The 13,557-nt window shown below is 40.9% G+C and carries 16 protein-coding genes and 1 other annotated feature; of the genes, 10 read left to right on the top strand and 6 right to left on the bottom strand.

Translation table 11 applies throughout. The features are described 5' to 3' along the window. Positions 1 to 496: 496 nt before the first annotated feature. Complete coding sequence (locus J7E37_RS21655) at positions 497 to 817, bottom strand: hydrolase (RefSeq protein WP_214780862.1); 321 nt, start codon at positions 815 to 817, stop codon at positions 497 to 499. A 254-nt stretch (positions 818 to 1,071) separates the two neighbouring features. Here J7E37_RS21655 and J7E37_RS21660 point away from each other — a divergent pair, with 254 nt between their 5' ends. Beyond that, positions 1,072 to 1,329 carry a DUF6154 family protein gene (locus tag J7E37_RS21660; protein ID WP_214780863.1) on the top strand — a complete coding sequence of 86 codons (258 nt, stop codon included), beginning with the start codon at positions 1,072 to 1,074 and terminating at the stop codon, positions 1,327 to 1,329. Positions 1,330 to 1,516: 187 nt separating this feature from the next. Here J7E37_RS21660 and J7E37_RS21665 read toward each other — a convergent pair whose 3' ends face one another. After that, positions 1,517 to 1,957: a Dps family protein gene (locus tag J7E37_RS21665; RefSeq protein ID WP_214780928.1), complete on the bottom strand. Its 441-nt coding sequence runs from the start codon at positions 1,955 to 1,957 to the stop codon at positions 1,517 to 1,519. A gap of 134 nt (positions 1,958 to 2,091) precedes the next feature. On the opposite strand from J7E37_RS21665, the gene ytzI reads away from it, so the two are divergent. Then, positions 2,092 to 2,253, top strand: coding sequence for a YtzI protein (ytzI, locus tag J7E37_RS21670; protein ID WP_214780864.1), 162 nt, complete (start codon positions 2,092 to 2,094; stop codon positions 2,251 to 2,253). A 49-nt stretch (positions 2,254 to 2,302) separates the two neighbouring features. Next, positions 2,303 to 2,557: a membrane protein insertion efficiency factor YidD gene (gene yidD / locus J7E37_RS21675; RefSeq protein ID WP_214780866.1), complete on the top strand. Its 255-nt coding sequence runs from the start codon at positions 2,303 to 2,305 to the stop codon at positions 2,555 to 2,557. Positions 2,558 to 2,559: 2 nt separating this feature from the next. Here the strand turns inward: yidD and J7E37_RS21680 are convergent, their stop codons facing one another. Next, positions 2,560 to 3,123 (bottom strand): beta-class carbonic anhydrase, encoded by a 564-nt coding sequence (locus J7E37_RS21680; protein WP_214780868.1) that lies wholly within the window; start codon positions 3,121 to 3,123, stop codon positions 2,560 to 2,562. 220 nt (positions 3,124 to 3,343) lie between these two features. Here J7E37_RS21680 and J7E37_RS21685 point away from each other — a divergent pair, with 220 nt between their 5' ends. From J7E37_RS21685 to J7E37_RS21700, 4 genes are all read left to right on the top strand, one after another. Further along, positions 3,344 to 4,345, top strand: coding sequence for a metal ABC transporter solute-binding protein, Zn/Mn family (locus tag J7E37_RS21685; protein ID WP_215027175.1), 1,002 nt, complete (start codon positions 3,344 to 3,346; stop codon positions 4,343 to 4,345). A 111-nt stretch (positions 4,346 to 4,456) separates the two neighbouring features. Next, positions 4,457 to 5,767 (top strand): cytochrome ubiquinol oxidase subunit I, encoded by a 1,311-nt coding sequence (locus tag J7E37_RS21690; RefSeq protein WP_353050062.1) that lies wholly within the window; start codon positions 4,457 to 4,459, stop codon positions 5,765 to 5,767. Positions 5,768 to 5,828: 61 nt separating this feature from the next. Further along, positions 5,829 to 6,878, top strand: a complete 1,050-nt coding sequence (locus J7E37_RS21695; RefSeq protein WP_214780874.1) for a cytochrome d ubiquinol oxidase subunit II — start codon at positions 5,829 to 5,831, stop codon at positions 6,876 to 6,878. 81 nt (positions 6,879 to 6,959) lie between these two features. Further along, on the top strand, positions 6,960 to 7,115 hold the full coding sequence (locus J7E37_RS21700; RefSeq protein ID WP_084135575.1) for a DUF1540 domain-containing protein: 156 nt from the start codon (positions 6,960 to 6,962) through the stop codon (positions 7,113 to 7,115). Between the two features lie 34 nt (positions 7,116 to 7,149). Here the strand turns inward: J7E37_RS21700 and J7E37_RS21705 are convergent, their stop codons facing one another. The 3 genes from J7E37_RS21705 to metG all read right to left on the bottom strand — a co-directional run bounded on the left by J7E37_RS21705 (position 7,150) and on the right by metG (position 10,328). After that, on the bottom strand, positions 7,150 to 7,782 hold the full coding sequence (locus tag J7E37_RS21705) for a CPBP family intramembrane glutamic endopeptidase (RefSeq protein ID WP_214780876.1): 633 nt from the start codon (positions 7,780 to 7,782) through the stop codon (positions 7,150 to 7,152). Continuing rightward, positions 7,779 to 8,588: an alpha/beta fold hydrolase gene (locus tag J7E37_RS21710; RefSeq protein ID WP_215027178.1), complete on the bottom strand. Its 810-nt coding sequence runs from the start codon at positions 8,586 to 8,588 to the stop codon at positions 7,779 to 7,781. The genes J7E37_RS21705 and J7E37_RS21710 overlap by 4 nt, the downstream gene beginning before the upstream one ends. A gap of 102 nt (positions 8,589 to 8,690) precedes the next feature. Beyond that, positions 8,691 to 10,328: a methionine--tRNA ligase gene (gene metG, locus J7E37_RS21715; protein ID WP_215027181.1), complete on the bottom strand. Its 1,638-nt coding sequence runs from the start codon at positions 10,326 to 10,328 to the stop codon at positions 8,691 to 8,693. Between the two features lie 68 nt (positions 10,329 to 10,396). Next, positions 10,397 to 10,672 (bottom strand) — a binding site (T-box leader). A gap of 805 nt (positions 10,673 to 11,477) precedes the next feature. Between metG and J7E37_RS21720 the strand changes: the two genes are divergently transcribed. The 3 genes from J7E37_RS21720 (at position 11,478) to J7E37_RS21730 (ending at position 13,369) form a co-directional block, all read left to right on the top strand. Then, positions 11,478 to 11,939: a hypothetical protein gene (locus J7E37_RS21720; RefSeq protein WP_214780880.1), complete on the top strand. Its 462-nt coding sequence runs from the start codon at positions 11,478 to 11,480 to the stop codon at positions 11,937 to 11,939. 160 nt (positions 11,940 to 12,099) lie between these two features. Next, entirely contained in the window at positions 12,100 to 12,627 is a 528-nt protein-coding gene (locus tag J7E37_RS21725; protein WP_215027184.1) for an RNA polymerase sigma factor, read from the top strand. Beyond that, positions 12,611 to 13,369, top strand: coding sequence for a hypothetical protein (locus J7E37_RS21730; protein WP_215027187.1), 759 nt, complete (start codon positions 12,611 to 12,613; stop codon positions 13,367 to 13,369). The genes J7E37_RS21725 and J7E37_RS21730 overlap by 17 nt, the downstream gene beginning before the upstream one ends. Positions 13,370 to 13,557: the final 188 nt, after the last annotated feature.

Genomic DNA, 13,557 nt, shown 5'->3' on the forward strand with positions numbered 1-13,557 from the left:
CGCCACGTCCTCCCAAAAGCTAACGCTTTCGGTCGTGCGATGCATCGCTTCGAAGTATTTCTTATCCTGTGGCTGGCGGGTCTAGCACATCGTGTGCCTCGGAGGGCCGACCGGTGAAGTCGTTCTTTGACTTCATTGGGCGGACTGAAACCGGAAAGTATAGCCGACTGTCCAGAAACGCAGAAACTGGAGACTCCGACCCTTCCGGCGGAGTTGAAGTTTCGGAGTTTCTAGGAGGCGACACTAGACAATTCGAAAAGAGGAGGCGACTGCCCAACTCCGACAAGCGCTGGAGGGCCTGACAGTGAAGTCGTTCTTTGACTTCATTGGCAGGAACGAAGCGTCTCGAGGAGTTAGGAGCCGCAGCTAGACAAGCGACTCGAGGGGCTAGGCGCTGGAGCTGGATTAAGAAAACTTCAGAGAGTTACCCACAACTCAATAACTTTTATAAATTCCTTAACCATGAATAAACCGCAAACATTTGTCTGCGGCTGCTCTATTTTTCAGGAAGGATTCCCATGCTTTCAATATGGTTCCTGGCTTCTTCATCGCCGAGTTTATAGATCATTTCATATGTCTGGACCAGCTGTCTGTCGAGGGCATCATTTTCACGGTCATAATGATACTGGACATACGGAACGTGCGCCCTCATGAAATTCTGCCAGCCTGTGGAATGCCTCTGGTCGAATATTTCCCTTAACGCGGTGATTTCCTCGTCATTTGCCTCAATTTTAAAATTCCAGGGAGATGCAGTTGAAACGCTTTGAATCTCGCCATCACTGATGTTGATATAATATGTTTTTTTGCCTTCTGGCATGTGCCTCACCTCATGGATATCGTTCCCTGCGTCTATATTCGTTTATACTGAATATCTTTAAAATAAATAATTTTTTCTGCCCTCCAAATTACTCTTAAAGTTGCCAGTATGTTAAAATTAGACCAAATATAGAGATAAGCAAATCAGCGAACCCAACAGGAAAATCCTTCAATTACAAGGCATATTTTTTCCAATGGAGGGTATTTAATAAGTATAAGGAATTATGGACGATCAAGAAGGAGAGGTGAAATTTTATGAAACTGATTGATGAGCTATACGAATTGTACCGCAATAAATTGACCGGTGATGAAGAAGATATCGATATGCTCGCTTTTGCCTTCCTTGAAGAAATGAGCCATGAAGACTTATTGAAGATCATCCAGGACCTAGATAAGCAGGAGCTTTATGATTTAATGGGGCTTTATTTGATTGAGAGCCTTAAAGGAAAGTTTGCCCAGGACGATTTTGGCGCACGCTCTGTTAATTCATATTCTTCTCGAAATGTACACTAAACTTAAAAATAACTATACATACAAACCGGCCTTGGCCGGTTTTTTCTTTTGTCTCAACATAAATAATGGACAGCCCAGATCGTTTTTTTCTTTTGGCTCAATATAAATAATGCCAATTACAGGCCGGTTCTTCTTTTTGTCTCAACCATGAAAAAAGCTGGCCAAATCTATGGCCAGCATTTCCTCATTATCCAAGATAAGCTTTGAACATCCACATATGCTTGCGAAGGCTCATTTTTACTTCTGTCAGCATATCGGCTGTAGCTGTGTCCTCTGCGTTTTCTGCAAGTTCAATTGCCCTATGGAGCTCGTCCACGATTGTGGCGAAGTCATCGTGCAACTGTTTGACCATTTCTTCTTCAGTTTCAGAACCTGTTGCTTCTTTAATTGAAGATAGTTCAAGGTATTCCTTAAGCGTTGCAACGGGCTTTCCTTCTAATGCGAGAATTCTTTCGGCGAATTCATCAATGATTGTCGCTGCTTCGTTATAAAGCTCTTCAAATTTCGTGTGAAGCGTGAAGAAGTGGCGTCCTGTTACATACCAGTGATAGTTGTGAAGCTTTGTGTAAAGTACCGTCCAGTTTGCAACCTGCTTATTCACTGCTTGGATCAAATCTGTTTGTGCCATTTTAATTTCATCCTCCCTTTCAGTCATAATATATATTCCCCTTCCATCTTTATAAAAAACATGCTGGCAGCAACTTTTTACCTATCATGGAAAAGAACATGCTACAATAATTTTGAAGCAAAGGAGGCCTTTTTATGTATACCGTTTTGATTATCTCAGTTATTATCGTTATCATTGTTTTAATATTAAGCGTAGTCACTACTTCGAAGGCTTATCAATATAAACATACTGTCGATCCGATTGATAGCAGTAACAACCATAAGGATGCTATTGATGCATCTGAGGAAAATAAATAAAGGAGCTGCTGTCAGCTCCTTTTTAGGATTATAGAAGGGATGAACCACCTTGCTAAAAAAAGCATTCATCGGCATCATACGTTTTTATCAGGTTGTCATGTCGCCATTAAAGCCGCCTACATGCCGATTTTACCCGACATGTTCCCATTACGGGCTTGAAGCGATCAAAAGGTTTGGTCCCATCAAAGGCGGATGGCTGACGATTGTACGCATCCTGAAGTGCCAGCCATTTCATCCAGGAGGCATGGACCCGGTACCGGAAGAGTGGCCGTCAAAGAAAAACGCTAAAGCTCATAATCATTAAATTCACTTTTGGTATCCATCAATGACCTGATCAAGCCTACCCGTTGAAGGATCGATCACAAGTCCATGGACCGGAACATCCTTAGGCATCAAGGGATGGTTTCTTACGATTTCGACACTGTGGGCAACGCTGTCCTTGACATTTTCGAAACCGTGAAGCCATTCCTTCACGTCTATTCCTGAGTAATTCAATGTATTCAGCATGTCATCGCTGACACCGCGCCGTTTCATTTCCTTAATCATGCCATCTGGCTTCATCCCGCTCATCCCGCAGTCATAATGGCCAATGACCGCCACTTCCTCTGCCTGCAGCTGGTAAACCGCGACAAGCAGGCTTCTCATGATACTTCCAAACGGGTGCATAATCAGGGCACCGGCATTCTTGACAATTTTTACATCACCATTGCGAATATTCAAAGCCCTCGGCAACAGTTCAACAAGCCTTGTATCCATACACGTTAAAATGACCATCTTTTTATTTGGAAACTTAGTCGTGGTGAATTCTTCATATTTCTTTTCTGCTACGAACTTTTCATTGAAATCAAGAATTTCATCAAGCATTCTCATCGTTTCATTCTCCTTTTTAACATTCTCTTTCTAATAGAATACCGTAAATTGAATATTAACCAAAATGTTTTACTTGATTTTGCCGCCATCCTTTTGTATGATACTTAAGGTAAATCGTAACCATTACGAATTAATATTTTTTCCTTATGACTAGAAACTAACAAAATAAACTTCACTTTCTAAATCGTAATGAGTCCGATTTGACTAACAGGAGGCACATATGAAAAAAACTGCATTTATTTTATCATTATTTATGGTTATCGCTGCTTTTCTAAGCGGCTGTGGGCAGGATGCTGCTGATCAAGAGAAAAACGATGAATTGCTTCAAGTCTATACCACTGTTTATCCACTCCAGTTTTTCGCCCAGCAAATTGGCGGTGATTATGTCAATGTTGAAACCATCTACCCACCGGGAGCGGATGAGCATACATTCGAGCCTTCCCAGAAAGATATGATGGCACTGGCAGACGCAGACTTATTTTTCTATATCGGCCTGGGCCTTGAGGGATTTGTTGATAAAGCCAGCAAAACACTTAAAAACGAAGATGTAAACATGGTTCCGGTTGGCGAAGCAATTCACCTGGATGAAGCTGCTCACGAGGATGAAGCTGCCCACGAAGATGAAGCTGCCCACGAGGATGAAGCTGCTCATGATGATGAAGCCGCTCACGAGGATGAAGATAGTCATAACCACGGAGATATCGACCCTCACGTCTGGCTTGACCCTATTTACGCAAACGAGCTGGCTCTTGCAATCAAAGAACAGTTAGCAGAACAGATGCCTGAGCATAAAGATACTTTCGAACAAAACTATACCGAGCTATCTGCTCAACTTAAGGGTCTTGACAAGGAGTTTTCAGAGGTCATTGGCTCAGCCAAGCGGAATGAAATCCTTGTATCACACTCTGCCTTCAGTTATTGGGAGGAGCGTTACGGGATCCAGCAGATCAGTATTTCTGGCCAATCCACTACAAACGAGCCGTCTCAAAAAGAGCTTCAAAAGTTGATTTCACATGCAAAAGATGAAAAAATCAAGTATGTTTTGAACGAACAGAACTTTAATTCCAAGCTGGCAAAAATGGTCCAGGATGAGCTAGGCGCAAAATCGCTGACCCTCCACAATCTGTCCGTATTGACCGACGAAGATATTGAAAATAATGAAACCTATTTCACGGTGATGGAAAAAAATATCGCTACCCTTGGAAAAGCTTTGAATGAATAATGGATTTGCCTCCCTCAGATGGGAGGCTTTTTTTTGTCCAAGAAAAAGCACATATTTTCCATCAAAGTGAAAATAATATTGGAAGTTATATTACGGAAGGGAAGTAAAATAATGGATGATGTCTTAATTGCCCGCTCACTTTTCGGAACAACAATGGGTTTCCATATTATCAATGCAACAATTGGGGTTGGCCTGCCTTTGATGATACTCGCAGCAGAACTGCTATATCAGAAAACACAGGACATCGATTATGCCGTCATGGCTAAAAGATGGACAAAAGCGTTTGCGGTGACACTTGGTGTCGGCATCCCAACCGGTACGATTGCTGGAGTCCAGCTCTCTCTCCTCTGGCCAGGCTTTATGGAGGTCGTCGGCAGAGTAATGGCTCTTCCATTCCAAATTGAGATCTATGCTTTTTTTATCGAGGCTTTGTTCATGTCTATTTATGTTTATGCGGCCGACAGGATCTCACCATGGATGAGAATCGCCAGCCTTACACTTGTGGCTCTCGGCGCTCTTGCTTCAGCTGTGCTGATCACGAACGTCCACGCTTTCCAGGGTACACCAAGAGGATTCCGTGTTGAAAACGGTGAACTGGTGGATATCAACCCCTGGGCTGCCTTTTTTAATCCAAGCTTTGCCGTAACAGCCGGACATGTTGTCGTCACAGCCTATATGACCGGCGCGTTTATTATTGCCACGGTTGCTGCCTATAAAATGCTGAGAAGTGACTTTGGTTCAAAGATTTATAAGTTCCACCAAAAAGCCTTAATGGCCAGTTTGATCATTGGGGGGATATTCTCCATCCTGACGGCCGTCAATGGTCATTCAGCGGCACAATACCTTCATGAATACCAGCCAGAGAAACTGGCAGGTGCTGAAGGCCTTTTTGAGACGCAGAAATATGCACCTCTGGCAATTGGAGGGTTTACCGACAGGGAAACAGAAACGGTTAAATGGGGGATTGAAATTCCATGGGCCTTAAGTTTTCTTGCCGGCAATTCTTTTGACACTGAAGTAAAAGGTCTGAATGATTTTCCAGAGGAACATTGGCCTCCACTGTTTATTCATACCTTATTTAATGCAATGGTCGGTGTCGGGATGCTGTTGATCACTCTCTCAATGATTGCCTTTGTCTGGAACAAAATTTTAAAGAAGGACCGGTTTCCAAAATTCCTCATGTGGCTGTTTGTAGCTACTGGCCCGCTTGCCATGCTGGGTATAGAATTTGGCTGGATTTTTGCCTGCACAGGCAGACAGCCGTGGGTAATCTACCATGTTCAACAGAAGATGCAGCGACAACCGCCTCTAACCTGGGTATTTTGTTCATCCTGTTTGCTGGAGTTTACGTTTTACTGGGTGTTATGGAAATCATCGTCCTTCGCTACTTTTTCAAGAGAAATACGGTCCTGGATGATTTAAACAGGGCACAGCAAAAAGAAATCCCTTTGTATGGTTCCAATACGTGAAAGGATGATCCGTTTTGACTGACGCGCTAACTGCCATAACCGTGCTCTGGGGATTCGTTTTTATCTATGCTGTTATGGCAACGATGGATTTCGGAGCTGGTTTCTGGTCAATGGTCTATATCAATAAAACAAAAACGAAAGCAACAAATATTGCCAACCGCTATCTGTCACCGACATGGGAGGTGACGAATACATTTATCGTTGCGCTGGTCGTCGCTGTTTACAGCATGTTCCCCAGAGCTGCTTATACTTTGGGAACTGTGTTACTGATCCCTGGCAGTATGATTCTGCTGCTATTGTCATTGCGAAGTGCTTTCCTTGTCTTTTCGAATATTGCGGAGGATTATCGGAAGATACTTACTTATATTTCGGGCATCAGCGGAATTCTGATTCCTGGCTTACTTATTAGCGTTCTGCCAATCACACATGGCGGTTTTGTCGATATTTCTGATGGAGCTCAAAACCTGGATCTGGGCCGATTGTTTACAAGCCCGAATGTGTACGCTTTTATTGGTTTTGCGGTAGCCAGTACACTTTTCCTTTCATCCCTGCTTCTTGCCGATTACTCAAAAGCTTCAGATGAAATTCAGGCTTACAATGTATATAGACGTGATGCATTAATTATGGGCCCTATTTCAATTGCCATGGCTTTTGCCGTCATGCTTACTTTAAAAAACGAGGCAGCCTGGATTTACAATAACATGATGGAGAATCTCTATATCCTGATAATATCAGTTATATTTTTCCTGATTGGCGGCCTTGCTCTCGTCCTTCCGTCCATTGGTAATAAATCGCTCAGAGGGATTCCTCGTCTCGCGGTTATCATGATTACGCTGCAATACCTGGCAGCCAGTTATGTTTACGGGAATGCACATTTACCTTACATCGTTTATCCAGAAGTAACCATACAGTCCGCTTTTACAGACCCAAATTCATTCCGGGCGGTATTCACCACCTATATTGTTGGGTTCCTGATTCTGTTTCCAGGATTCATCTATTTCTGGAGCCTGTTCATGCAGGATAAACGATATTTACGCCAGAAAAAAACAAAAGAACAAACTTAGCTTTCCTGATTTTAGCCAGAATAGGGACTCCTGGTTCGCTGCATCCTAAGATTGTATCAACCAAAAAGGAGTGGTACAACGATGGCAAAAGATGTATTGTGTGAAGTCAATAACTGTCATTATTGGAAGGACGGAAACCTCTGCAGCGCCGACAAAATCTATGTAGTCAGCCATTCCGGCGAGCAAGCCGACAACAGCCGCGAAACTGATTGCAAGACATTTGAAGCGTTGAGTTAATAAGAAGACCGGGTGATAGCCCGGTCTTTTAAAATCACCTGATCAAAAACCAATATACAAAGATGATTCCCAAGTCACTCAGTACATGCCCGAAGATTGCGGCTGTTATCATCCCTGTTTTCTCTCTGATATAACCCCAGAATATACCTGCAATGAAGACAGGCACAACTGCAATAATGCCGTAAAAACCTTCGAAAATTGGAATCACCGAAAGTAAATGGTACAGAGTATAAAAAGTTGCTGTTATCAGAATGGCATACTTCGATGACCCTTGCATTCTCAACTTCTCATAGATATACCCTCTCCAGTAGACTTCTTCCAGAATTGGATTAGCCACGAGCAGGACCAGCACGAGCCAAATCTCACCACGTCCGGAAAAACCCCACCCCAAAAGCAGCACCCTCAGCTGATCAATATCCAGAAGATAAATATTCAGCCAGTATAACCCTCCATAAATGAACAGGAAAAAGAGCAGCCCGCTCCCGACACCCAACATCACAGCCTTGCCTGTCACTTTGAATCTTTCTCTTTGAATTCCACGGCCAAGCAACGGGACAGCAAGAAGCCAGCTATAAAAGAGTATAAAGGTAGCTATGACATTCCCCAGCACTTGGAGTCCAATAAAAATCATAAGCGTTGGTCCAACCAACAGTAAAACTTTCTTCATATCCACCTACCCAGTCCTGCTTCTTTCTTTTGGTACTCATTGAGTGGCCGTAAAAAAGTGTCTACAATTGTATTGAATTCCTGATAAGACCTGGGCGGCAGCTGATGGGTTCCATTCTTTATATACACCACTTGTGTCTGCGGAGCTTTTTTCAGAAAAGGAATGCGGTAACGATGCATTGGCTTTTCTAATGAACCGTATATCAGAAGGATAGGCATATCCAGTTTATGAAGCTGGCTGCTGGAATCATATTGAAGCCCTGATTTAATATACTCATACGAACGATGAGCATCAGAGAGACGCGCTAACTCATATATTTCTTTTTCATCCTCCTGATCACATTGGTGAAACTTTGCCTGCCATTTCGCAGCAAGAGACACATGACCGAATTGAACCATTACCTGCACTAACTTGATAATAAGCTTCGGGATAAAAGTATCAATTTTTGAAAAACCGCCGGACAAGATTAACGCTTCTGACCGTTCAGGATACTTCAGTGCAAATTCCTGGGCAACCAATCCGCCATGAGAATAGCCGCAGAGCACCGCTTTCTTGATACCTAGCTCGTCAAGCATCTTCTTCACATCATCTGCTAGTCCCGCAATGCTTACAGATTTGTTTCCCTTCGTGCTTCGTCCATGCCCCGCCAAGTCAAAAAAGATCGTCTTGTAACGTTCGGCGAGTGCTTCCTGATGCTTAAAAACATTGTGCCCCATCACAAACGGATGAATAAAAACAACAGGCAGCCCGTCTCCTTTTATATGATAGTAAAGCGATAGAGAGTCATCGATTTTGGCAAACGGCATAAAAGATTCACCCCTTTATGCTGCATTTACCCGAATCTTAGATACGCAAAAACAGTACAAAATTTTATATAATTTTGTGCCTTCATGAAAAACGTGGTTATATCAAATTCTTTCACACTTCTTCAACTCTTCCAGCTCTTTGCTGATCCTATCCGGGTCAATACGTTCGAATAATGGCTCTACCTTCGTCAATTTCTGAGGACTCACCAATAACGGTCCCCAGCTTTGTTCCGTTATTTGCAGCATACCCTTAACCTTTTCACTTGAAAAAGGAAGGAACGGCGCCAGGATATTAGCCAGATTTCCGAGGATATATACACAGTCTGCGAGAGTCTGTTTACATGCTTCAGTATCTTCATGAACCTGCTTCCATGGCTGTTGTTCATCAAAGTACTTGTTTGAATATCTCACTAGTTCGAACACTTTTTCCAGAGCCTTTTTAAAATTGGCTTTTTCAATATTTTGTCCTGTTTCTTCGTATAGAAGAGTAACCCTGTCTGCTATTTCTTTGTTAATCACCTTTTCCGGAAGAATACCATCAAATGTTTTCTGTATGAATTTCAAGGTCCGATTCACCAAGTTTCCATAAGCCCCCAGCAATTCACTATTGTGACTGTAAATGAACTCCTTCCATGAAAAATCCGCATCCCTGCTTTCCGGTGCATTGATGGTCAGAAAGTAGCGGATTGAATCAGGGTCGTACTTTTCAATGATATCCGGCACCCAAACTGCCCAATTTCTGCTTGTGGACAATTTTTTCTTTTCCAATGTGAGATATTCATTAGAAATGATATGGGTTGGCAGTGCTTCGATTCCAAGGCCTTCGAGAATCCCGGGCCAAATGATAGAATGGAACGGGATATTATCTTTCCCGTGAACATAATAAGACTTAGCGGCGGAATTCCAAAAAGGTGCGTCATCCAGTCCGGTTTCTTCAGCCCAGTACTTGCTTGCTGTGTAATAGCCTGAAACTGCCTCGATCCACACATAAATTTTTTTATCCTCATAACCTTTTACCGGCACACTTACCCCATTAAGCATATCCCTGGAAACCGCCCGATCCTGCAGCCCTTCATGTAAGTACCTCTTGGTCAATGATATGGCGTTCTCTCTCCAAAGCAGTTTTTGTTCAGCGTTCTTTGTATAATTCTCCAATGCATTTTGGAGTGAGCTTAATGCAAAGTAAAAATGCTCGGTTGCTCTCGTTGTTGGCGTATTGCCGCATAATTTACACTTTTTCTCCAGCAAATCAAGAGGTTCAAGCACGCTTGAGCAGTAATCGCATTGATCTCCTCGAGCGTTCGCCCCGCACTTCGGACAAATTCCCTCAACATACCGATCAGGCAAAAATTGCTCGTCCTGTTCACAATACGTCTGTTCGATCTCTTTCTTGTAAATAAACCCTTTATCAAGCAGCTTCAGAAAGATTTCCTGAACGACCTTATGGTGATGCACTGTATCGGTTCTTGTGTAGATATCATACGAGAAACCCAGTTTCGTAAAACTTTCTTTGAACTCGTGGTGGTACTTGTCTGCAATTTCTTTTGATGACACGCCTTCTTGCTTTGCCCTGATTGCAATGGGAGTTCCATTGCAATCACTCCCTGAAACATATAAAACCGGTTCTCCTTTTAAGCGATAATATCTCGCTAAAATATCCCCCGGCAGCAGGCTCGAAATATGCCCTAGATGCAGCGACCCATTTGCATAGGCCCATGCCCCTCCAATAAAAATACTCATTTGAATGACCTCCTTACGAAATTAGAAAAAGAGCAAAAAAACAAAAAACCTCGCCCTTAACTGCAATAGTTAAGGACGAGGTTTGGAATCCCACGTGTTACCACCTTTTTTCGCAAACGGTTCACACCATTTGCCTCATCAAGTACGGAGCAGAGAATGCGTGCTCTTATACTGTGACATTGATAACGAGTGCCAATTCTCGCCGTATCCTACTTATGCCAAAAAGCATGTTCAGGACGGAGCTCAGAGACCATTTTTCAAGTGTCTGTCTTTGCTTCTTTTCAGCTGCCGAAGCTCTCTGTAAAAAACAGGGGCACTCTACTTTTTCTCTTCATCGCTTTTAAAAGATATTAATCAGTATTTTATTCAGAATTTTCCATGAAGTCAATATCCTTTTTTTAAAAAACCCTTCACAAAACATCAAATTGGCGGTTTAAATTACAGTTATTATTCCAGGTATAACAATCAAGGTCAATTTCATATAAGATCTAACGGTCACCATCTAATGTAACAGGCATCGGTCAACTTCTACTAAGCTTTCCTAAAATAGGAGAGATTTTTTATTTTGGCTGTTTTCGTAAAGATTGTTGTTAAAATCCTAAAGCCGATTTTAACGTATTATAAGGCCATTTTGCAGGTCGGTATTAAGTTGGCATGCTCTTTTCTTACAAAGGAGTCAATTTTGCGAAGAAAAGTGGGTCATTTAATTTTATTTTGTAGTCAAAAGCAACAAAGTTTGAGAAAAGAGCCTTTATTTTTAAGCGTTGAGCAACTACTTCTTTTCCAAAATAGATTTTATTTTGGATAAGTATTGCACCGAAAACAACATAATGTTATGTTTGGTGTAAAATTACACCAAACAGGAGAGGTTTATTTTGGAATACATATCTTCATTTTTCAATTTTATAGCAACAGAGGCAGACCCCTTTTTAATGACGTTAGTAATCGTTCCTATAATTGTCATCGGTTTAGGTGTATTAGCAGCAATTGAATAGAACTATTCAACTAACAAGAGTGTTAATCCAGGAAGGATTGACGCCTTTTTTGTTGAATTCCTTATTGATCAAACGAAGCAGAAATGTTGAAGAAGGATTGACATTGTAAGGAGTCGAATATTATCGGTATCCTTATGATAAGGGAATGATATAAATGGATCAAACCATTTCTATAGAGGTAGAAGTAGATTCACTAGAGTTCAACCAAAATATTATTGGGAACATTTCTTTTGTTGTTGATTACCATCGTTATTTTCCCGATGAAGGATGGTCTGATTTTGTAGTAATTATTTTATCTTGGTGGATTAAATCATTTAAAGGATTGTTAGTTTCTTCTGTAGGCCAATCATTCAAGTTTGACTTCATGGATGGAACTCCTGTTATTCTTGGGAAAAAAGTATGTCCATCTCGTATTGAATTGTCGTTCGAATTTGATAAGGAAAAAAGGGTAATGGAATTCACCGCAATTTGCAAATTAGAGGAGCTGGGGAACAGTCTGCTTACAGCTTCAAAAAAGGTTCTAAGAGCTGTTGAAAGAAATAAGTGGATCAGCGAAGAGATAGCTGAACTTAAAGACTTAACATTGTCACTCGAACGTTATTTTCAAAGTAATTAAACTATCAATAAAGTTATATTTAAGAAGGAGTTGCTATGCCAGCTCCTTCTTTTTGCTATAGGAGCCGATAAAAATATAATGAAAAATAATAAAACAAACCAAAACCTTTTTCGAACCCACACGTCTAAGAATTAAGTGAATTAACAAGGAGAGAAATTAGATGGCTGACTACAGGGAAGAGGATATTCATGAGTGGTACAATCTGTATCATCAAACAATCTTTAAATTTATTTTTATGCTTACAAAAGATTATCAGCAAGCTGAGGATTTAACTCAGGAAATATTTTTTAAGGCCTATAAATACCATCATACTTTCAAAGGTGATTCTAGCGAAAAAACATGGTTGTTCAGTATCGCTCATAATGTGACTGTTGACCACATGAGAAAACAAAAGCCAATTCGCTTTTTTAAAGAGTTATTCCAACCTCAAATTGACATTAAACTATTGCCAGAAAATGTTGTTCAGCTTAAAGAAAGTTCAAAGGAAATTCACGAAGCATTAAGTGCACTTAAACAATCGCACCGGGAAGTTATCATCCTTAGAAAGATCAAGGGTTTTTCAATTACCGAAACAGCGGAAATATTGAATTGTTCGGAAAGTAAAGTAAAGTCCACATTGCATCGTGGGATGTTAGCTTTGGAAAAAAGATTGATTAAGGAGTCGGAGTTAAATGAACATACAAAGTGAATTGAACACTTATAATCGTGCTCTTCAGAAAGTAGAATATGATTTGGAATGGAATCAGAAACAAGCCGATTTAGTCAGGAGAAAACTGGAAAGGCAAATCTATAAGGAAAAGGTTAAATCTCGAGTTTTCAAAATTTTCGGTTACGCATCAACTATAAGTATCACTTTTTCTCTTCTTTTTTTGCTCATTATTCAATTGGGCAATGAAGATTCATTTGTTTCAGGAATGCTATCAAAAGAAGAAAAGCTGTATACAATGGAAGTGGTCAACGGGAAAGAGACACCGGTTTTAACCGAAAAAGGAATGGAATATGTCGTTTATCCAATGGATGCCTACAAGGAGATTAATACAATCTCAGGAGAACCACTCCTTGCAGTATCTGTTGAAAATATAGGTAGTAAAGAACAAATATTTACACAGGCCTTTTACCCGACTTCAGAAGGAAGGTTTATTTCAGTACATTATACAAAGAATGAAACGGGATCAGTTGAAGAAATGAGTAGGTATTTCTTTCCCGAACATCCCCTCTACGGAACAAAAGTCACGGAAATAAGTGTTTCAGGTCAACGGGCATTCCTACATGAACCTACTACAACAGAATATGGAACAGCTGCGTTATATATCGTTACCAAAAATTATGTATACTATATGACTAATCAGGGGTTGTTGAATAAAAAGCAGGGTGATTCTGAGGAGTTAGTCAGACTTGCCAACTTGTTTAACTTTGAGGTTGAAAGATAAAGGATACATTTTAGAATTGATTATATGCTTAAATAATTGCCGATGCATTACTTGGAGTATAAATTAATTCTGTGAGTTAACAGGACTTAAAAGGTTTGTGAACCATTATAATTTAAGGTAAGGGTGCTTTAATCCAAGAAGGATTAAGGCAGTTGTTTCTTATTGAGCTAAACCAGCTAATAGTTTGT

The sequence above is a fragment of the Bacillus sp. ISL-39 genome, from assembly GCF_018613295.1.
Lineage (GTDB): Bacteria > Bacillota > Bacilli > Bacillales > Cytobacillaceae > Mesobacillus.